The organism is Streptomyces lacaronensis (genome assembly GCF_047337785.1).
GTDB lineage: Bacteria > Actinomycetota > Actinomycetes > Streptomycetales > Streptomycetaceae > Streptomyces > Streptomyces lycopersici.
Genome location: NZ_JBLHDK010000003.1, coordinates 7,705,806 through 7,725,344 on the forward strand (window position 1 = coordinate 7,705,806; position 19,539 = coordinate 7,725,344).

16 protein-coding genes are annotated in these 19,539 nt (G+C 71.4%); 9 read left to right on the plus strand and 7 right to left on the minus strand.

Annotated elements, in window-relative coordinates; genetic code table 11:
• Positions 1–208: 208 nt before the first annotated feature.
• The 3 genes from ACMTAK_RS32925 to ACMTAK_RS32935 all read right to left on the minus strand — a co-directional run bounded on the left by ACMTAK_RS32925 (position 209) and on the right by ACMTAK_RS32935 (position 1,989).
• Complete coding sequence (locus ACMTAK_RS32925) at positions 209–991, minus strand: DUF899 domain-containing protein (RefSeq protein ID WP_413809522.1); 783 nt, start codon at positions 989–991, stop codon at positions 209–211.
• A gap of 113 nt (positions 992–1,104) precedes the next feature.
• Positions 1,105–1,647 carry an MOSC domain-containing protein gene (locus ACMTAK_RS32930; RefSeq protein ID WP_413809523.1) on the minus strand — a complete coding sequence of 181 codons (543 nt, stop codon included), beginning with the start codon at positions 1,645–1,647 and terminating at the stop codon, positions 1,105–1,107.
• A 54-nt stretch (positions 1,648–1,701) separates the two neighbouring features.
• Positions 1,702–1,989 carry a hypothetical protein gene (locus tag ACMTAK_RS32935; RefSeq protein WP_413809524.1) on the minus strand — a complete coding sequence of 96 codons (288 nt, stop codon included), beginning with the start codon at positions 1,987–1,989 and terminating at the stop codon, positions 1,702–1,704.
• 44 nt (positions 1,990–2,033) lie between these two features.
• Between ACMTAK_RS32935 and holA the strand changes: the two genes are divergently transcribed.
• Positions 2,034–3,023, plus strand: a complete 990-nt coding sequence (gene holA / locus ACMTAK_RS32940; protein WP_020871375.1) for a DNA polymerase III subunit delta — start codon at positions 2,034–2,036, stop codon at positions 3,021–3,023.
• A gap of 257 nt (positions 3,024–3,280) precedes the next feature.
• On the opposite strand, the gene ACMTAK_RS32945 is transcribed toward holA, so the two are convergent.
• Together ACMTAK_RS32945 and rpsT are read right to left on the minus strand one after the other, a co-directional pair.
• Positions 3,281–4,258: a hypothetical protein gene (locus ACMTAK_RS32945; RefSeq protein WP_413809525.1), complete on the minus strand. Its 978-nt coding sequence runs from the start codon at positions 4,256–4,258 to the stop codon at positions 3,281–3,283.
• Between the two features lie 253 nt (positions 4,259–4,511).
• Positions 4,512–4,778: a 30S ribosomal protein S20 gene (gene rpsT, locus ACMTAK_RS32950; RefSeq protein WP_262700020.1), complete on the minus strand. Its 267-nt coding sequence runs from the start codon at positions 4,776–4,778 to the stop codon at positions 4,512–4,514.
• A gap of 276 nt (positions 4,779–5,054) precedes the next feature.
• Between rpsT and lepA the strand changes: the two genes are divergently transcribed.
• The 4 genes from lepA (at position 5,055) to hemW (ending at position 13,023) form a co-directional block, all read left to right on the plus strand.
• Positions 5,055–6,932, plus strand: a complete 1,878-nt coding sequence (gene lepA / locus ACMTAK_RS32955) for a translation elongation factor 4 (RefSeq protein WP_413809526.1) — start codon at positions 5,055–5,057, stop codon at positions 6,930–6,932.
• A gap of 234 nt (positions 6,933–7,166) precedes the next feature.
• Entirely contained in the window at positions 7,167–9,056 is a 1,890-nt protein-coding gene (locus tag ACMTAK_RS32960; protein ID WP_413809527.1) for an AMP-dependent synthetase/ligase, read from the plus strand.
• Positions 9,057–9,292: 236 nt separating this feature from the next.
• A complete protein-coding gene (locus ACMTAK_RS32965; RefSeq protein WP_413809528.1) occupies positions 9,293–11,356 on the plus strand; it encodes a SpoIIE family protein phosphatase in 2,064 nt (687 codons plus the stop codon).
• Between the two features lie 434 nt (positions 11,357–11,790).
• The gene (gene hemW / locus ACMTAK_RS32970; protein ID WP_413809529.1) at positions 11,791–13,023 is read left to right on the plus strand and encodes a radical SAM family heme chaperone HemW; all 1,233 of its coding nucleotides are present in this window, start codon (positions 11,791–11,793) and stop codon (positions 13,021–13,023) included.
• 131 nt (positions 13,024–13,154) lie between these two features.
• Here hemW and ACMTAK_RS32975 read toward each other — a convergent pair whose 3' ends face one another.
• Positions 13,155–13,973: a DUF3097 domain-containing protein gene (locus tag ACMTAK_RS32975; RefSeq protein ID WP_413809530.1), complete on the minus strand. Its 819-nt coding sequence runs from the start codon at positions 13,971–13,973 to the stop codon at positions 13,155–13,157.
• A gap of 373 nt (positions 13,974–14,346) precedes the next feature.
• Positions 14,347–15,069 carry an MBL fold metallo-hydrolase gene (locus ACMTAK_RS32980; RefSeq protein ID WP_413809531.1) on the minus strand — a complete coding sequence of 241 codons (723 nt, stop codon included), beginning with the start codon at positions 15,067–15,069 and terminating at the stop codon, positions 14,347–14,349.
• A 164-nt stretch (positions 15,070–15,233) separates the two neighbouring features.
• Here ACMTAK_RS32980 and hrcA point away from each other — a divergent pair, with 164 nt between their 5' ends.
• From hrcA to ACMTAK_RS33000, 4 genes are all read left to right on the plus strand, one after another.
• Positions 15,234–16,250, plus strand: coding sequence for a heat-inducible transcriptional repressor HrcA (hrcA, locus tag ACMTAK_RS32985; protein WP_413809532.1), 1,017 nt, complete (start codon positions 15,234–15,236; stop codon positions 16,248–16,250).
• A complete protein-coding gene (gene dnaJ / locus ACMTAK_RS32990; RefSeq protein ID WP_413809533.1) occupies positions 16,251–17,384 on the plus strand; it encodes a molecular chaperone DnaJ in 1,134 nt (377 codons plus the stop codon).
• Positions 17,385–17,585: 201 nt separating this feature from the next.
• Positions 17,586–18,677, plus strand: coding sequence for a nitronate monooxygenase (locus tag ACMTAK_RS32995; protein ID WP_413809534.1), 1,092 nt, complete (start codon positions 17,586–17,588; stop codon positions 18,675–18,677).
• Complete coding sequence (locus tag ACMTAK_RS33000; protein ID WP_413809535.1) at positions 18,674–19,417, plus strand: 16S rRNA (uracil(1498)-N(3))-methyltransferase; 744 nt, start codon at positions 18,674–18,676, stop codon at positions 19,415–19,417. The genes ACMTAK_RS32995 and ACMTAK_RS33000 overlap by 4 nt, the downstream gene beginning before the upstream one ends.
• Positions 19,418–19,539 lie beyond the last annotated feature (122 nt).

Sequence of the window (19,539 nt, forward strand, 5' to 3'; positions counted from 1 at the left end):
GGTGGTCGGCTTCTTCAGGTCGTCCGTCACAAAAGAAAAAAGGTGGCGCGGCGGTCTCGTGGAGCGCTTCGCGGTATCCCTAGTGGCGCGAGCCGTCTGGGCAGCGATCGTTGAGGCTCTACGTCACGACTAAGCGGTTTCGGCCGCGAGTAGGGCGCCAGAGGTCTTCCCTTCGACCCTGGCGCCTCAGTCATGTCCGCGGCACGCGTCAGTGGTGGTGGCCGTGGCGGCCGAGAGTCTCCACGGGGGTCGCGCCGGGGCGGGTCCACTGCGGCACGGGGCGGCTGGTCGGGCCCCAGGTGGCGTTCCCGTCCGCGTCCGAGCGCCAGGACCAGCACGGGACGCGCCCCTCGGGACGGCCCTCGGGGTTGTCCTCCCATGCCTCGCCGCGGCCGTAGGGCGTCATGTCGAGGAGGCCGAGGGACCCGTTGACCCGCTCGTTGCCGCGGCCCGTCGTGGAGTAGGTGAGGAACACGCGGTCGCCGTCACGCAGATAGCAGGTGAGGTAACCCATGTCGCCGCCGGCCGGCCCGTCCACGCCGCGCACCGAGTACCAGGGCTGGGTGTAGCCCATGAACTCGACGTAGGAGGCCACCTCGTCCCAGCGGCCCGTGGTGAGGACGGCGAACGAGACACCGCGCGCGTTGAGGTAGTCAGCTTCCCTGAGATGCCAGGCCGTGGTGGTGCAGCCCTCGCACTGCCCCTGGTGCGGCGCGCCGTCGTACCACATGTGCTTGTAGACCACGAGCTCGTCGCGGCCCTGGAACAGGTCCAGGAACGGGACCGGGCCGTCGGGTCCGACGACCTCGACCGTCCCGTCGAACTCCACCATCGGCAGTCGGCGGCGGGCCGCGGCGATGGCGTCGCCCTCGCGGGTGTGGGCCTTCTCGCGGACCAGCAGCTCGTCACGGGCGGCCTGCCAGGTGGCCAGGTCGACCACGGGCGGGCGGCCGGGCAGCGAGGTGGTCGGGTCGTCCGGTGTGGCCGTCATGGTGTCCTCCGTGGTGTCTCGTACCGGGCGGCGTCGTACGGCGTTCTACGACGGTCACCAGAAGAGACTCCCGGCCCGGCCGGAACTCATCGCGACAGGGAGCGCCCCGCCGCTCAGACGCGGTCCAGGGGGCGGTGGGGTTCGGCGGGGAGCTCGGCCTGGATCGGGTCGCCCGGGCGGATCGTGCCGCCCTCCCGCACGACGCTCATGACTCCGGCCTTGCGGATGATGTTTCCGGCCTCGTCGCGGCCGACGACCTGCTTCAGGAGGCCGTTCTGGAAGTGGTCGATCTGCAGGCAGGGGTTGCGGAGGCCGGTGACCTCAAGCACTGCCTCGTCGCCGATGCGCAGCAGGGTGCCGACGGGGAGGGCGAGCAGGTCGATGCCGCGGGTGGTGATGTTCTCGCCCAGGTCACCGGGCAGCACCTTGAAGCCCTCCGCACCGACCTCCGCGAAGAGTTCTTGGTAGATGAGGTGGACCTGGCGCAGGTTCGGCTGGGTGGGGTCCTGGGCGACGCGGGAGCGGTGTTTGACCGTTACGCCGGCGTGGACGTCGCCCTCGACCCCGAGGCCGGTGAGCAGGGTGATGCTGTCCCGGTTCGGTTTGGTGAACGAGTACTCGCCGTTGCTGCTGACTGCCGTCACAGTTCCGTTCATCCTCGGAGCCCCCTCTTCCGTGACCACGATTGGTTACGACACCAGTCTCGGACGCTATTCGGCCTCCAGCCACCCGTCGTACTCGTCCGCGAGCGCGTCCAGCGCCATCGGGTCCAGCCCGCCGACCGGGTCCTCGATCACCACCAGCCACTGGGCGTCCTCGGCGTCGTCCTCGCCCGCCAGGGCGTCCCGCACCAACTGGGGCTCCTGGGTGATGCCGAAGCGCTCGGGGAGGGCCTCGGCCACCTCCTCCGCCGCGTCGCGGTCGGGGAGCACCAGGATGTGCCGGGCGTGCCGGGCGCCGGTCAGTCCTTCATCGATCACCGGAACATTGTCGGACATCCGGGCGGCGGGGCTGTCGGTGGTCCGTGGGATGCTGGACCGCGATGGCCAGGAAGACGACGACCGACGATCCACTCGCCCCGGTGACCCTCGCCGTGGGCCAGGAGGAGCTGCTGCTCGACCGCGCCGTGCAGCAGGTGGTGGCGGCCGCGCGCGCGGCCGACCCCGACACCGATGTGCGCGACCTCATGCCCGACGCGCTCCAGCCCGGCACCCTTGCCGAGCTGACCAGCCCCTCGCTCTTCGCGGAGCGCAAGGTCGTGGTGGTGCGCAACGCACAGGATCTGTCGGCCGACACGATCAAGGACGTGAAGGGCTACCTCGGCACCCCCGCCGAGGAGATCACCCTGGTGCTGCTGCACGCGGGCGGGGCCAAGGGCAAGGGGCTGCTCGACGCCGCCCGTAAAGCCGGGGCGCGCGAGGTCGCCTGTCCGAAGATGACCAAGCCCGCCGACCGGCTGGCGTTCGTACGGTCGGAGTTCCGCGCCACCGGCCGGTCCGCCACCCCCGAGGCGTGCCAGGCGCTGGTCGACGCCATCGGGAGCGATCTGCGCGAGCTGGCCAGCGCGGTCTCCCAGCTGGTGGCCGATGTCGAGGGCACGATCGACGAGGCCGTCGTCGCCCGCTACTACACCGGCCGCGCCGAGGCGTCCAGCTTCACCGTCGCCGACCGCGCCGTCGAGGGCCGCGCGGCCGAGGCGCTGGAGGCCCTGCGCTGGGCCGTCTCCACCGGGGTGCCGCCGGTGCTGATCACCAGCGCGCTGGCCCAGGGCGTCCGGTCCATCGGCAAGCTGGCCTCCGCGCCGCGCGGCGCCCGCCCCGGCGACCTCGCCCGTGAGCTGGGCATGCCGCCGTGGAAGATCGACCGGGTGCGGCAGCAGATGCGCGGCTGGTCGGCGGACGGCGTGGCGATCGCGCTGCGCGCCGTCGCGGAGGCCGACGCGGGGGTCAAGGGCGGCGGGGACGATCCGGAGTACGCCCTGGAGAAGGCCGTCGTCACGATCGCCCGAGCCGCCCGGGCGGGCCGCCGCTAGCGGCTAGCCGCCAGCCTGGGCGGGGGGTAGGGGGGTTCGTTCCCCACCCCGCCCCTCCCCGAACCGAGGCTCCGCCCCGGGCCTGGCTTGGGCTGCGCCCTGGGCCTGGCTTGGGCTGCGCCCCCGCCCCCGCTTGGGTTCCGGCCCGGGGCTCACCTTGGGCTGCGCCCCCGGGCCGGGAACACGGGGCTCGGTCCCGGGCGTTGGCTGGGCGTTCGGTCCGTTGCGCGCTTTGATGGGTGGGTGGCTCCTCCCCCTTACCCCTTCATCTTCTCCAGCGTCGCCTTCGCGCTCTTCCTGAGCATCTCGGTAGCCTCCTCAGGCGTCTTGGCCGAGGCGCTGGACGAGGTCGACACATACTCCGACCAGGTCGACTGATAGGTCATCCAGCCGTCCCGCACGGCGAGGATCACATAGGCGCCGGTGTTGGAGGTGCTGCTCTTGCTCTCCTGCCTCACCACATACGCCTCTTCGCCCAGCCCCTTGACCGGGCTCACCTCATAGCTGTAGGTGGACGTCTTCTGGTCCTCGTACGCCCGGTACTGGGCCTCGAACTCGGGGCCGGGGTCGGTCTTCTTGTGCAGCGACGCCGTTGTGTAGAGCCACACCGAGGAGTAGTCGCTGCTGCTCGCGCCGCTCGGCTCGAAGTCGATGTTGCAGGTCATCGAGTCCAGCGCGGGGTTCTCGGAGCTGCTGTGCTGGGGGTTGGACGACGAGCCGCTCTCGTCCTTCCGCTCGTACCCGGAGTCCTCGATGGCCTGGGAGTCCGTCGAGCCGCACAGGTTGGTCGTATAGCGGTAGCCCGCGAGATCGGCCTCGGCCTCGTTCCCGTCGAAGCCTCCCGTGGCGAACAGCACCCCGGCCCAGACCGCCGAGGCGACGACGGCCCCGCCCAGCCCCCACAGCCAGCCCTTGCCGCCGCGCCCGCCCCCGGCTCCCGGGCCCATGGGCGGCACCCCGGGAGGCGTGCCCGGCGCGCCCATCGGGCCGTAGCCGCCGCCCAGGGGGACGGAAGGCATCGTCGGCTGGGCGGCGTACGGATTGTGCTGGGGCGGCTGGGCCTGGGGCGGCACCTGCCCGTACGGACCGGGCGGCGGCCCCTGCGGCGGGCTTTGCCCCGGCCCCTGCGGCGCGCTCTGCGGCCCGCTCTGCGCCGGGCTCTGCTGAGGCGGCTGAGGCGGTTGGGGCGGCTGCGGCGGCCCGTACGGATTGGGTGTTTCCCCCGATGTCGACATGACGTGAACATACCCGAATTAAGCGCGAAAGCCCCGCGCTGTCCTGGGGGAAAGGACAGGCGCGGGGCCTTCGTGTCGATCAAGTGCGCCACACCCGCGTGGCGAACGCAGGCCGCGTGCGGCGCGGTACCGCTGAAGGGGCTGAAGAGGCTCTCGACTGCCGGTCGGAGCGGGTGAGAGGGACCGCTGTGTCCAAACCGGCTGGAGACCAGCCCCGGAAGGCGCGTCAGCCTTCGAGGTCAGCCCGAAGGCGTCAGCCCTGGATGCTGGAGACCTGCTGGGCGAGCGCCGACTTCTTGTTGGCGGCGTTGTTCTTGTGCAGAACGCCCTTGCTGACGGCCTTGTCGAGCTTGCGCCCGGCGATGCGGATGGCCTCGGCGGCCTTCTCGGCGTCACCGGCGGCCACGGCCTCGCGGGTGCGGCGGATGGCGGTCTTCAGCTCGGACTTGACCGCCTTGTTGCGCAGGCGCGCCTTCTCGTTCGTCTTGTTCCGCTTGATCTGGGACTTGATGTTCGCCACGTAAAAGCCTTCGCAGGTTCGTTGGGTTTCACTTGCTTCGTGGTGCGTCCGCGCCCATCGAGACGTCCATGAAGACGTCCGTGAGGACGTCCACGGCGCCCCTCATGGAGATGTCCTTGGAGATCTCCATGAAAGAGGGGGCACGAGACACAGTCGGCCAGGTTACCAGCAGGGTCCATGGCGTCCCAAACCCGGAAGAGGTCGCCATTCATGGGACCATGGACGGGACTGACCCATACCGATAACACCGAGTCCCGCCTAGACACAGGACCCTGCGTGCCCGCGACCCCTACCAATGTGCCGGAGCCGAGCCGTACCGACCCGGCTCTGATCCGTAACTTCTGCATCATCGCGCACATCGACCACGGCAAGTCGACGCTCGCCGACCGCATGCTCCAGCTGACCGGGGTGGTCGAGCAGCGGCAGATGCGCGCGCAGTATCTCGACCGCATGGACATCGAGCGCGAGCGCGGCATCACGATCAAGTCCCAGGCGGTCCGGCTGCCCTGGGCGCCGACGAAGGACGAGGGCGGCGAGCCCGCCACCCACATCCTCAACATGATCGACACCCCCGGCCACGTGGACTTCACCTATGAGGTCTCGCGCTCCCTCGCCGCGTGCGAGGGCTGCATCCTGCTGGTCGACGCGGCCCAGGGCATCGAGGCCCAGACCCTCGCCAACCTCTATCTGGCGATGGAGCACGACCTCACGATCATTCCCGTCCTCAACAAGATCGACCTGCCCGCCGCCCAGCCCGAGAAGTACGCCGCCGAGCTGGCCCACCTCATCGGCTGCGACCCCTCCGACGTGCTGAAGGTCTCCGCCAAGACCGGCGAGGGCGTGGCCGAGCTGCTGGACCGGGTCGTCAAGCTGGTGCCCGCCCCGGTGGGCGTCCACGACGCCCCCGCCCGCGCGATGATCTTCGACTCCGTCTATGACGCCTACCGGGGCGTCGTGACCTATGTGAAGGTCGTCGACGGCACGCTCAGCAAGCGCGAGCGGATCAGGATGATGTCCACCGGCGCCGCCCATGAGCTGCTGGAGATCGGCACCAACTCCCCGGAGATGACCCCTGCCGACGGGCTGTCCGTGGGCGAGGTGGGCTATCTGATCACCGGTGTGAAGGATGTCCGCCAGTCCAAGGTCGGTGACACGATCACCCAGGTCAGCGGTGGCGCGCAGGAGCCACTGGGCGGCTACAAGGACCCCAAGCCGATGGTGTTCTCGGGGCTGTATCCACTGGACGGCTCGGACTACCCCGAGCTGCGCGAGGCCCTGGACAAGCTCCAGCTCAACGACGCCGCGCTGGTCTACGAGCCGGAGACCTCGGCGGCGCTCGGCTTCGGCTTCCGCGTCGGCTTCCTCGGGCTGCTGCACCTGGAGGTCATCCGTGAGCGCCTGGAGCGCGAATTCAATCTCGACCTGATCGCCACCGCACCCAATGTGGTCTATCGGGTGGAGATGGAGGACGGCACCGAGCACACGGTGACCAACCCCAGCGAGTTCCCGGTGGGCAAGATCGACACGGTGCATGAGCCGGTCGTCCGGGGCACCATCCTCGCCCCGAGCGAGTTCATCGGCGCGATCATGGAGCTGTGCCAGAACCGCCGCGGGGTGCTGCTCGGCATGGACTACCTCTCCGAGGACCGGGTCGAGATCCGCTACACCCTGCCGCTCGCCGAGGTCGTCTTCGACTTCTTCGACCAGCTGAAGTCCAAGACCCGCGGCTATGCCTCGCTCGACTACGAGCCCACCGGTGAGCAGACCTCCGAGCTCGTCAAGGTCGACATCCTGCTGCACGGCGACAAGGTGGACGCGTTCTCGGCGATCACCCACAAGGACAAGGCGTACGCGTACGGCGTACGGCTGGTCGCCAAGCTGCGCGAGCTCATCCCGCGGCAGAACTTCGAGGTGCCCATCCAGGCGGCCATCGGCTCCCGGGTGATCGCCCGTGAGACGGTCCGTGCCATCCGTAAGGACGTCCTCGCCAAGTGCTACGGCGGTGACATCTCCCGTAAGCGGAAGCTGCTGGAGAAGCAGAAGGAAGGCAAGAAGCGGATGAAGATGGTCGGCAGCGTGGAGGTGCCCCAGGAGGCCTTCATCGCGGTGCTGTCCTCCGACTCCGACGGCAAGGACTCCAAGGCGAAGAAGTAGGACCCGGCCCCGGGAGAAAAGGCCCCAAGGCCGGAGCACCGGGGACAGTGTGGTCGGCGGGCCCGGCGTGCTGGACGCGCCGGGCCCGCCGCCTTCCGGGGCTGCTCTTGGGCATCTTGTGAGAACAACGTGACCCGGCCCCCTTACGCCGTAAGGATTCGGCCCCTACCCTGATCACCTACTCGAAGGTTACTCGCGAGTCACCAAGCAATGATGCGGGCCCCGGAGGATGCCGTGACCGACACACAGAACTTGCTCGAGAACCGGCCGCCGTCCCTGGCGACGCACTTCCTCCAGCGCGTCGAGGCGACACCGGACAAGGAGGCGTACCGGTATCCGGTGCCTCCTGCCTCGGGCACGGGCCCCGATGAGTGGCGGCCGCTGACCTGGCGGGAAAGCGCGGATCGGGTCTTCGCCATCGCCGCCGGGCTGATCGATCTGGGCATCCGCCCCGAGGAGCGGGTGGCGCTGGCCTCCTCGACCCGCGTGGAGTGGATCCTGGCCGACCTCGGCGTGCTGTGCGCGGGCGCGGCCACCACCACGGTCTACCCGACCACCAACGCCGACGAGACCTCCTTCATCCTCTCCGACTCCGGCAGCCGGGTGCTGATCGCCGAGGACGCGGCGCAGCTCGCCAAGGTGCGGGCACAGCGCGAGGAACTCCCCGAGCTGGTCCATGTGGTGGTGATCCAGGCCGACGACGCGATCCCCGCCGCGGACGACCCCGAGGGCTGGGTGCTCTCGCTCGCCGAGCTGGAGAAGCGGGGCACGGCCCTGCTGGAACGGCAGCCGGAAGCCGTACGGGAGCGGATGGACGCCCTGCGCAGCGATCAGCTGGCGACGCTCATCTACACCTCCGGTACCACCGGGCGCCCCAAGGGCGTACGCCTGGCGCATGACTCCTGGTCTTACATGGCCATTGTGATCGGTAATCAGGACGGACTGCTCTTCCCCGACGATGTGCAGTACCTGTGGCTGCCGCTCGCGCATGTCTTCGGCAAGGTGCTGACGGCGGGGCAGATCTACGTCGGCCACACCACGGCGGTGGACGGCCGGGTCGACAAGATCATCGACAATCTGCCGGTGGTCCGGCCGACCTATATGTGCGCCGTGCCGCGGATCTTCGAGAAGGTCTACAACGGGGTGGCCCAGCGGGCGCGCGAGGGCGGAGCGGCCCAGTACAAGATCTTCCAGTGGGCGGCCGAGGTCGCCCGGGACTACGCCAGGGTCTCTCAGGACAACTTCCGCCGCACCGGCACCGCCTCCGTGCCCTTCGGCCTCCGGGCCCAGCACGCGGTGGCCGACAAGCTGGTCTACGGCAAGCTGCGCGAGGCGTTCGGCGGCCGGCTGCGGGCCGCGGTGTCCGGCTCCGCCGCGCTCGCGCCCGACATCGGCTACTTCTTCGCGGGCGCCGGGATCAATATCCTGGAGGGCTACGGCCTGACCGAGTCCAGCGCCGCCAGCTTCCTCAACCCGGCGGACTACCGCACCGGCACGGTCGGCAAGGCGTTCCCGGGCCTGGAGGTGCGGTTCGCCGAGGACGGAGAGGTGCTGCTGCGCGGCCCCGGCATCATGCAGGGCTACCACGGGCTGCCGGAGCTGACCGCCCAGGTGCTGGAGTCCGACGGCTGGTTCCACACCGGGGACATCGGCGAGCTGTCCCCCGACGGCTATCTGCGGATTACCGACCGCAAGAAGGACCTGATCAAGACCTCGGGTGGCAAGTACGTGGCCCCGGCGGAGGTCGAGGGCCAGTTCAAGGCGGTGTGCCCGTTCGTCTCCAACATCCTGGTGCACGGCGCCGACCGCAATTACTGCACCGCGCTGATCGCCCTCGACGAGCCCACGATCATGAAGTGGGCGGGCGACCACGGCCTCGGTGGCAAGACCTACGCGGAGGTCGTGGACACCGATGAGGTGCGGGAGCTGATCGGCGGCCATGTGCAGCGGCTCAACGACGGGCTGCAGCGCTGGCAGACGATCAAGAAGTTCCGGCTGCTGCCCCGCGATCTGGACGTGGAACACGGGGAGTTGACGCCCAGCCTGAAGCTCAAGCGACCGGTCGTCGAGCGTGAGTACAAGGATCTGATCGAGGACATGTACGCGGGCGCGCGGGAGGTTTAACGGGCAAGCATACGACCCCGCACCGGATTTCAGGTTGACCGGCCCGCCGGACACATGAATTTTCCCCTTATCGCGGTTCACTTGCGTAACCCGGTGCATATGAGGGCGGTCCGTCTGCCACTCTGTCCGTGCCGGATACGGTTACGCACACGGCGTTATGACGGAGCTTCTTCAGGAGCCGCACAGTGGGGACGTCATCTTCTGCCACTTCTGGTGGGTCGGTTGAGGGCGGTGGGGTGGTTCTACCGGTCGGGGGTGGGGTCGGCCCCGTCCGTACCAGCGCATCGGCACGCGTCAGCCTGCCCTGCAGTCCGCTCGCGGCCTCGGCCGCGCGCCGGTTCGTCCGCACTGCCCTCGCCGACTGGGCCGCGCTCGAGGTCCCGGCCGCCGACCGGGTCACCGAGCAGGTGGCGGACGAGGCCGTACTGCTGGTGAGCGAGCTGGTCACCAACGCGGTGGTGCACGCCGGCACCGCCGTCGAGGTGAGCTGTGCGCTGGATGTGTCGGACCGCGAGGGCGAGCCGCCGTCCCTGGTGGTGGAGGTGACCGATCACCATCCCACCCGGGTGGTGCGCGGCGATCCGCCGGATGCGGACGAGCCGCCGGAGTACGCCGGGGGCCACGGGCTGCGGCTGGTGGCCGAGATCGCCGAGTCCTGGGGGACGACCTACCGGCGGGCGACCAAGTCGGTGTGGTTCCAGATGGCGGTGGCGCCCACGGGCCAGACAGCCGCGGGCGGCATGGGTTCGGCCTTCATGGACGCCGCGGCCGCCGTGGACGTCGGGGATGCCGCGGACGCGGCGAACGCGAACGCGGCCGGGTCGGACGGCGGCTTCGGGGCGGGGGTCGTCCCCGGGGACCTGGAATCCGTTTCCGAGGGCCTGGGGGCCGTCGGTGAAGGCCGTAAGGAGGCCGTCGAGATCGTCGCGCCCGCGCAGGGCCTCGTACCGGTCCGCCGCGACCCCGAGTGGATCCAGCGCGGCGCGCTCTCCTTCCTCGCCGAGGCGTCCGATCTGCTGGCCGGGCAGTTCGACGAGGACATGGTGACCTCGCTCGCCGGGCAGCTGCTGGTGCCCCGGCTCGCCGACTGGTGCGCGATCTGGCTCGACTCCACCAGCGGCCCGCCGCGTCTCGCCCGGGTCTGGCACGCCAGCGAGGGGCGCATCGAGGGCCTGCGGCAGGTGCTGGAGAAGGAGCCGCCCCATGTGCCCACCGCGGTCCGCGGCAGCGCCATGGAGTGGCCCTGGCCGGCCGACCCCGCCGCGTACGGGCCCGGTGGCGCGGCCCTCGCTTGCCGGCTGGTGGCGGGCGGCCGCGCGCTCGGCACGCTGCTGCTGGGGCGGGCCGGGCTGGTGCGGATGCCGGCCGAAGTGGTCGGCCTGATCGAGGACTTCGCCCGCCGCGTCGCCCTGGCGCTCGCCTCCGCCCGCCGCTACACCCGCCAGGCGACCATCAGCCGGGTGCTCCAGCGCGGGCTGCTGCCGTCCGTGATCCCGCGGATCCCCGGGGTCGAGTCGGCGGTGGTGTACGAGCCGACCGGCGAGATCTCCGCCGGGGGCGACTTCTACGACGTCTTCCCGGCCGGTGACGGCCGCTGGTGCTTCGTCCTGGGCGACGTCTGCGGGAACGGCCCGGAGGCAGCCGTGGTGACCGGCCTCGTCCGGCCCTGGCTGCGGCTGCTCGCCCGCGAGGGGTACGGCGTGGGAGAGGTCCTGGACCGGCTCAACCAGCTGCTGGGCGAGGAGGCGGTGGAGCAGGCCGTCGAGGGCGCCGCGGAGGCCGTGGTGGCCGGTGTGGAGGCCGTGGGAGGCCCCGCCGGGGTCGTGGAGCTGGTCGACGGCGGCCTGATCGGAGGCGCGGGGCTGCCGGCGGGCGGCGGGATCGCGCGGTTCCTGTCGCTGCTGTACGGGGAGCTGGAGCCGCTGGGCGACGGCCTGGGGGTGCGCTGCACGCTGGCCAGCGCGGGGCATCCGCTGCCGCTGGTGCTGCGGCCCGACGGCGAGGTACGGACGGTCGCGGCGCCGCAGATATTGCTGGGCGTCGTGGACGATGTGTCGTACGAGAGTGAATCGTTCGATCTGACGCCCGGGGAAACGCTGCTCTGTGTGACGGACGGGGTGACGGAGCACCGATCGGGCGACCGGCAGTTCGACGACGAGGACGGCTTGGCGGCGGCGTTCGCGCTGTGCGGAGGGCTGAGCGCGCGGCAGGTCGCGGAGCGGGTGCGCCGGGCGGTGGACGAGTTCGCGGCGGAGCCGCCGGACGACGACCTGGCGATGCTGGTCCTGAAGGTGCTCTAGGGCGCGGCCGGTGCTCCAGGGGTGTCCGGCGGGTCGTGAGGCCTGCGGCGGGCTGTTCCCCTCCCCGGCCCTTCCCACAACTGGGGCTCCGCCCCAGCCCCCGGCCGCGTCGCAGGTGGCGCGGTCGGCGCCTTGCTCTGGGGTGTCCGGTGCTCTAGGGGGGTCTGGCGGGTCGTGGGGCCTGCGGGCGGGCTGTTGCCTTCCCCGGCCCTTCCCACAACTGGGGCTCCGCCCCAGCCCCCGGCCGCGTCGCAGGTGGCGCGGTCGGCGGCTGGCCGGTGAGCTGATCGCGGCGACGGTCGGCTCGTCGGCCCCGGGGTCCAGGGGCGGAGCCCCTGGTAGCGGGAAGGGGCGGGGAGGGGGAAAGGGGGCCGCGGCGGCTGGGCGCCGTCTCGTGGTCCCGGGTGGCCCCGGTCGTGCCGGACAATGGGGGCATGCCTTCCGTATTGCCTGATGGTGAGCCCATGCCCGAGGACGGCGCACTGCCCGCGACCGCTTTGGCGGGGGCGGAGCGGCGGCCGCTGGGGTTCTATCTGCACGTGCCGTACTGTGCCACCCGCTGCGGCTACTGCGACTTCAACACCTACACCGCCAGTGAGCTGCGCGGTTCCGGCGGTGTGCTCGCCTCGCGGGACAACTACGCCGAGCAGGTCGTCGAGGAGGTACGGCTGGCGCGGAAGGTGCTGGGGGACGATCCGCGGACCGTGGAGACCGTGTTCGTCGGCGGCGGGACCCCGACCCTGCTCGCGGCGGCGGACCTCGGGCGGATGCTGGGGGCGATACGGGACGAGTTCGGGCTGGCCGAGGGAGCCGAGGTCACGACCGAGGCCAATCCGGAATCGGTCGATCCGCGGTATCTGGCGGAGCTGCGGGAGGCGGGGTTCAACCGGATTTCCTTCGGGATGCAGAGCGCCCGGCAGCACGTCCTGAAGGTGCTGGACCGTACGCACACCCCGGGCCGCCCGGAGGCGTGCGTGTCCGAGGCGCGGGCGGCCGGATTCGGCCATGTGAACCTGGACCTGATCTACGGGACGCCCGGCGAGAGCGACGCGGACTGGCGGGCCTCCCTGGAGGCGGCCCTCGGGGCGGGCCCGGACCATGTGTCGGCGTACGCGCTGATCGTGGAGGAGGGCACCCAGCTGGCGCGGCGGATCCGGCGCGGCGAGGTGCCGATGACCGACGACGATGTGCACGCGGACCGCTATCTGATCGCCGAGGAGACCCTTACGGCCGCCGGGTTCGCCTGGTACGAGGTCTCCAACTGGGCCACCTCGCCCGCCGGGCGCTGCCGCCACAACGAGCTGTACTGGCGCGGCGCCGACTGGTGGGGCGCGGGCCCCGGCGCACACAGCCATGTGGGCGGTGTGCGGTGGTGGAACGTGAAGCACCCCGGGGCGTACGCACAGGCCCTGGGCGAGGGCCGGTCGCCGGGCGCGGGCCGGGAGCTGCTGTCCGCCGAGGAGCGCCGGGTGGAGCGGATCCTGCTGGAGCTGCGGCTGGCCGAGGGCTGCCCGCTGGAGCTGCTGCGCCCGGCCGGGGCGGCGGCCGCGGCACGGGCCCTGGGGGACGGTCTGCTGGAACCGGAGCCGTACGGGCGCGGGCAGGCCGTGCTCACGCTCCGGGGGCGGCTGCTGGCGGACGCGGTGGTGCGCGACCTGGTGGACTGACCGGGCATCCCCGCTGACGCGGGGACCACGACCTGCCGGGCGTGTCGACGAGTTGATCGAGGGAGCACCTTCGCGGTGGCGGAGCGAAGCGGCCGGCGCACCATTTGTGTCAACGAGAGGCCGCGGGCGGGTCACCGCCCCGCGGTGACGTGATCGATCAATTCCTCCACCCGCCCCAGGAGCTCCGGCTGGAGGTCCTTGTAGGAGTGGACCGAGGACAGGATCCGCTGCCATGCGGCCCCGGTGTTCTCCGGCCAGCCCAGGGCCCGGCAGACGCCCTTCTTCCAGTCCTGGCCGTGCGGCACCGTCGGCCAGGCCGGGATGGAGAGGGCGGACGGCTTCACGGCCTCCCAGATGTCGATGTAGGGGTGGCCGAGGACCAGCACATGCTCCCCGGTGACCTGTGCGGCGATACGGGACTCCTTGGAGCCTGTCACCAGATGGTCGACGAGGACGCCGAGCCGGGCGTCCGGGCCGGGGGCGAAGTCGTCGACGATGGCGGGCAGGTCGTCGACGCCCTCCAGGTACTCCACGACGACGCCCTCGATGCGCAGATCGTCGCCCCAGACCCGCTCGACCAGCTCCGCGTCATGGCGCCCCTCGACGTAGATGCGCCCCGCGCGGGCGACCCTCGCACGGGCTCCCGGCACGGCGATCGACCCCGAGGCCGTGCGCTGGGGCGCGCTGGGGGCGGCCGCGCGCGGGCGTACGAGGGTGACGACACGCCCCTCGAGCAGAAAACCGCGCGGCTCCATGGGGAAGACGCGATGTTTGCCGAAGCGGTCCTCCAGAGTGACCGTCGGACCCTGAGCGGTCTTCTCGCAGCGGATCACGGCACCACAGAATCCGGTGGTGATCTCCTCCACGACGAGGTCCGGTTCGGCGGGGACCTCGGGGGCGGGCCGCTGCCGCTTCCAGGGCGGGGTCAGGTCCGGGTCGTACTGTCGCATCCGGATGACGATAGCGCGCGACGGCCACCCGCTCCCGCAGCCGCACAACTAGGGCCCTTCTGACGGATCTCCGCGGCGTCGCGACGCCCGGCACGCCCTCTCGCCCCACCGCGCGAAAACCCAAGTAGCTCCGCTACGAGGGCTTCCGCGCGGCACGCCGAGAGCACGCTCCCCCAGCTACCGCTGGGAGGTGCCCCCTGACGCCGCTCCTTCCTCCACGGAGAGACGCCGCTCCTTCCTCCACGGAGATCCGTCAGAAGGACCCTAGGTGAACTGCCAGGGGTGTCCGGCGGATCGTGACGCCCGCGGCGGGCTGTTCCCTCCCCGCCCCCTCCCAGCGGCGGACACCCCTAGGCGAACGACTAGAGTGCGGCTAGCCGGACACGCCGAAGCGGGCGGCCAGTTCGTCGCGTTGGGCCCGTACGAACGCGGCGTCCACGACGGAGCCGTGCCCCGGGACGTACCGCGCGTCCGCGCCGCCGAGGGCGAGCAGCCGGTCGAGCGCGGCGGGCCAGTGGCCGGGGATCGCGTCGGGCCCGGCCTGGGGCGTGCCGGACTCCTCCACCAGATCACCGCAGAAGACCACCTCGGGCCGGCCGGGCACCAGGACGGCCAGGTCGTGGGCGGTGTGACCGGGCCCCACATTGGCCAGCAGCACCGTACGGTCGCCGAGGTCGAGGGTGAGCTCCCCGCAGACCAGGTGGTGCGGGGAGGCCAGATGGTCCACGGCCTCGGTGGCGGCGTCCCGGTCCACTCCGTGGCGGATCGCGTCCTCGCGCAGTGTCTCCCGCTCACGGCGCAGCAGCTCGTCCAGTCCCGTGGCCCCGTAGACCTCGCAGCCCGCGAAGGCGGCCGAGCCCAGGACGTGGTCGAAGTGCGGATGGGTGAGCGCGATCCGGGTGGGGCGGCGGCCGGTCAGCCGGGTGATCCCGGAACGCAGCTCGGCCCCGGCGCGCAGGGTCGCGCCGGTGTCCACGACGAGGATGTCGGTCCGTCCGACGACCACGCCGACCGTCTCGTCCCACTCCGGCAGCCGACGGCGGGCCACACCGGGCGCGAGCCGCTCCCAGCCCGCCTCTTCCCAACACGTCTCCATACCGCGACGCTAGCTCAACGGGGATGGGGGAGAGTTGCTGCCAGCGGCGGCTCTTGCCCATGCCACCGCCCCCCGCCGTACACTGGCGGAGGGGTTCTGGCACTCGTGCCCGGTGAGTGCCAGGCGGACGACCTGATGAGACCGCTGGACTGGAGGTGCGCGGGGTGCTCAGCGAACGCAGACTCGAGGTGCTGCGTGCCATTGTCCAGGACTATGTGGGGACGGAGGAGCCGGTCGGTTCCAAGGCACTCACCGAACGGCACCGGCTGGGCGTCTCCCCGGCCACGGTGCGTAACGACATGGCCGCTCTGGAGGACGAGGGTTTCATCGCCCAGCCGCATACGAGCGCCGGGCGGATCCCCACGGACAAGGGCTATCGCCTCTTCGTGGACAAGCTGGCCGGAGTCAAGCCGCTGTCCAGCCCGGAGCGGCGGGCCATCCAGAACTTCCTGGACGGTGCGGTCGACCTCGACGACGTGGTGGGGCGCACGGTCCGGCTGCTGGCGCAGCTGACCCGGCAGGTGGCGGTGGTGCAGTATCCGTCGCTGACCCGTTCGACGGTGCGCCATGTGGAGCTGCTCCCGCTGGCCCCGGCCCGGGTGATGCTGGTGCTGATCACCGACACCGGCCGGGTGGAGCAGCGCATGGTCGACTGCCCCACCCCGGTCACCGAGGGTTCGCTCGCCGATCTGCGCGCCCGGCTCAACAGCCGGGTCGTGGGGCGGCGTTTCGCGGATGTGCCGCAGTTGGTGCAGGATCTTCCGGAGTCCTTCGAACAGGAGGACCGGGGGACCGTCTCGACCGTACTGGCGACCTTGCTCGAGACGCTCGTGGAGGAGACCGAGGAGCGGCTGATGATCGGCGGCACCGCGAACCTCACGCGTTTCGTGCATGATTTCCCCCTGACGATCCGGCCCGTTCTGGAGGCACTCGAGGAGCAGGTCGTCCTCCTCAAGCTGCTGGGCGAGGCCAAGGACTCGGGTATGACCGTGCGGATCGGGCATGAGAATGCTCACGAGGGGCTCACCGCCACCTCGGTCGTCGCGGTCGGCTACGGTTCCGGCGACGAGGCGGTCGCCAAACTCGGCGTGGTCGGACCGACCCGCATGGATTACCCCGGAACGATGGGAGCGGTACGCGCAGTGGCACGTTACGTCGGACAGATCCTGGCGGAGTCGTAAGTGGCGACGGACTACTACGCAGTCCTGGGCGTGCCTCGTGATGCCTCGCAGGACCAGATCAAGAAGGCATTCCGGCGGCTCGCCCGCGAGCTGCATCCGGACGTGAACCCGGATCCGAAGACCCAGGAGCGGTTCAAGGAGATCAACGCCGCTTATGAGGTCTTGTCGGACCCGCAGAAGAAGCAGGTCTACGACCTGGGCGGGGACCCGAACGCCGGGCCGGGCGGCGGTGGCGCCGGCGGCTTCGGCGCGGGTTTCGGCAACTTCTCCGACATCATGGACGCGTTCTTCGGCACCGCCTCGCAGCGCGGTCCGCGTTCCAGGACCCGGCGCGGTCAGGACGCGATGATCCGGCTGGACGTGGAGCTCAGCGAGGCCGCGTTCGGGACCACCAAGGACATCCAGGTCGACACCGCGGTCGTCTGCACGACGTGCAGCGGCGAGGGCGCGGCGCCGGGCACCTCGGCGCAGACCTGTGACATGTGCCGTGGCCGCGGTGAGGTCTCCCAGGTGACGCGGTCCTTCCTGGGCCAGGTCATGACCTCGCGGCCGTGCCCCCAGTGCCAGGGCTTCGGCACCGTGGTGCCGACCCCGTGCCCGGAGTGCGCGGGCGACGGCCGGATCCGCTCGCGGCGCACCCTTACGGTGAAGATCCCCGCCGGTGTGGACAACGGCACCAGGATCCAGCTGGCCGGCGAGGGCGAGGTCGGTCCGGGCGGCGGCCCGGCGGGCGACCTGTACGTGGAGATCCACGAGGTGCCGCACCCCGTCTTCCAGCGGCGCGGCGACGACATGCACTGCACGGTGACGATCCCGATGACCGCGGCGGCCCTCGGCACCAAGGTGCCGCTGGAGACGCTGGACGGCCTGGAGGAGGTCGACATCCGGCCCGGCACCCAGTCCGGCCAGTCGGTCCCGCTGCACCAGCGCGGCGTCACCCATCTGCGGGGCGGCGGCCGGGGCGACCTGATCGTGCACGTCGAGGTGACCACCCCGACCAAGCTCGACCCGGAGCAGGAGGAGCTGCTGCGGCGGCTGTCCAAGCTGCGCGGCGAGGAGCGCCCGACCGGCGAGTTCAAGCCGGGGCAGCAAGGGCTGTTCTCGCGGTTGAAGGATGCGTTCAACGGGCGGTAGGCGCTTCGGCCGGGGGTGCGGGGGTTGCCCCCCGGGGGAGTGCGGCAAGCCGGGGCAGCAAGGGCTGTTCTCGCGGTTGAAGGACGCGTTCAACGGGCGGTAGGCGCTTCGGGCCGGGAGACGGCCCGCGCGGCGCCGCTGATCTCCGCGGCGCCGTGATCCGGTGGTGAGCCGGTGCGGAGGGCATGACACGATGTGGCCATGTCCTCCGCGCTGACCGATCTTTACCGGTACCCCATCGTGCAGGCGCCGATGGCGGGTGGAGCCTCCTGCCCGCAGCTTGCCGCCACCGTCTCCGAGGCCGGTGGCCTCGGTTTCCTCGCCGCCGGCTACAAGACGCCGGAGGCGATGTATGAGGAGATCAAACAGCTGCGGGGGCTGACCGACCGGCCCTTCGGCATCAATCTGTTCATGCCGCAGCCGCCCAACCCGGACCCGGCCGCCGTCGCGGCCTACGGTGAGCGGCTCGTGGGCGAGGCGGCCTGGTACGAGACCCCGCTGGGCGACCCGGAGTCGGGCTCGGACGACGCGTACGACGCCAAGCTGGCCGTGCTCCTCGACAACCCGGTCCCGGTCGTCTCGTTCACCTTCGGCTGCCCGACCCGAGCCGTCCTCGACGCCCTCGCCAAGGTCGGCACCCGTACGGTCGTGACCGTGACCTCGCCCGTCGAGGCGCAGACCGCCCAGTGGGCGGGCGCCGACGCCGTCTGCGTGCAGGGCGTGGAGGCAGGCGGTCACCAGGGCACGTACAGCAATGACCCGGCCGCGGACGGGATGGGCGTCGGGCTCGGGCTGCTGTCGCTGATCACGCTGGTCCGTGAGTACGTCCAGATCCCGATCATCGCGGCGGGCGGGATCATGCGCGGTTCGCAGATCGCCGCGGCGCTGGCCGCAGGCGCGGTCGCGGCCCAGCTGGGGACCGCGTTCCTGGTGTGCCCCGAGTCCGGGGCGAACGCCCTGCACAAGCAGGCGATGACGGATCCGCTGTTCGGCCGCACCGAGCTGACCCGCGCCTTCTCCGGGCGCCCGGCCCGGGGCCTGGTCAACCGCTTCCTGCGTGAGCACGGCCCGTACGCCCCCGCCGCCTACCCCCAGCTGCACCACATGACCTCGGGCCTCCGTAAGGCGGCCGCGAAGGCGGGAGACCCCCAGGGGATGGCGCTGTGGGCCGGGCAGGGCCACCGGCTGGCGCGTGAGCTGCCCGCCGCGCGGCTGGTGGAGACGCTCGCGGTGGAACTCGACGCGGCGCGGGCCGCGTTGGGCCTTCAGCCCCAGCGGGGTGCGGTGTCGTGACCGCCCCGGTGTTCGTGGCCGATTCCCTGGCGGGGGCGGCCGCGGGGGCCCGGGTCCGGCTGGAGGGCCCGGAGGGGCGCCACGCGGTGTCCGTAAGGCGGCTGCGCGTCGGTGAGCCGGTGGTGCTGACGGACGGTCACGGTACGGGCGTCCAGGGCACCGTGGCGGCCGTCGAGGGCAAGGACAGGCTCGAGGTCGCGGTGGACGAGGTGCGCCGGGAGACCGCCCCGGATCCGAGGATCACCGTCGTCCAGGCGCTGCCCAAGGGCGACCGGGGCGAGCTGGCGGTGGAGACCATGACGGAGACCGGCGTGGACGCCGTCGTGCCGTGGTCGGCCGCCCGCTGCATCACCCAGTGGAAGGGCGAGCGCGGCCTCAAGGCGCTCGGCAAGTGGCGGTCGACCGCGCGCGAGGCGGGCAAGCAGTCGCGTCGGCTGACCTTCCCCGAGGTGACGGACGCGATGACGACCCGGCAGGTTGCCCGGTTTCTCGCCGAAGCCCAGTTCGCCGCCGTGCTCCACGAGGAGGGCGGGGAACCGCTCGCGACGGCCCAACTGCCCGCGAGTGGCGAGATCGTGCTGGTCGTCGGGCCCGAAGGGGGCGTGTCCCCCGAGGAGTTGGCGGCCTTCGCCGAGGCGGGCGCGCGGCCGTACCGGCTGGGCCCGAGCGTGCTGCGCACCTCCACGGCGGGAACGGCGGCCGCCGCGCTGCTGCTCGGCCGCACCGGCCGCTGGGGGTGAGGGGCCCGTCCGGGACCCCTCGCCGGGTACGCCGGCACCTGGCCGAGGACGGCCTTCCGGTTCGCGTCGGCCGATGGGAACCTACCCCCTATGGGGGTATGGAGCCAGGCAAGGCAGGCACG

Bases quoted from the DNA above. Each gene is read 5' to 3' on its own strand.
- ACMTAK_RS32925 (WP_413809522.1), bottom strand. From the start codon at position 991: ATGACGGCCACACCGGACGACCCGACCACCTCGCTGCCCGGCCGCCCG.
- ACMTAK_RS32930 (WP_413809523.1), bottom strand. From the start codon at position 1,647: ATGAACGGAACTGTGACGGCAGTCAGCAGCAACGGCGAGTACTCGTTC.
- ACMTAK_RS32935 (WP_413809524.1), bottom strand. From the start codon at position 1,989: ATGTCCGACAATGTTCCGGTGATCGATGAAGGACTGACCGGCGCCCGG.
- holA (WP_020871375.1), top strand. From the start codon at position 2,034: ATGGCCAGGAAGACGACGACCGACGATCCACTCGCCCCGGTGACCCTC.
- ACMTAK_RS32945 (WP_413809525.1), bottom strand. From the start codon at position 4,258: ATGTCGACATCGGGGGAAACACCCAATCCGTACGGGCCGCCGCAGCCG.
- hemW (WP_413809529.1), top strand. From the start codon at position 11,791: ATGCCTTCCGTATTGCCTGATGGTGAGCCCATGCCCGAGGACGGCGCA.
- ACMTAK_RS32975 (WP_413809530.1), bottom strand. From the start codon at position 13,973: ATGCGACAGTACGACCCGGACCTGACCCCGCCCTGGAAGCGGCAGCGG.
- ACMTAK_RS32980 (WP_413809531.1), bottom strand. From the start codon at position 15,069: ATGGAGACGTGTTGGGAAGAGGCGGGCTGGGAGCGGCTCGCGCCCGGT.
- ACMTAK_RS32995 (WP_413809534.1), top strand. From the start codon at position 17,586: ATGTCCTCCGCGCTGACCGATCTTTACCGGTACCCCATCGTGCAGGCG.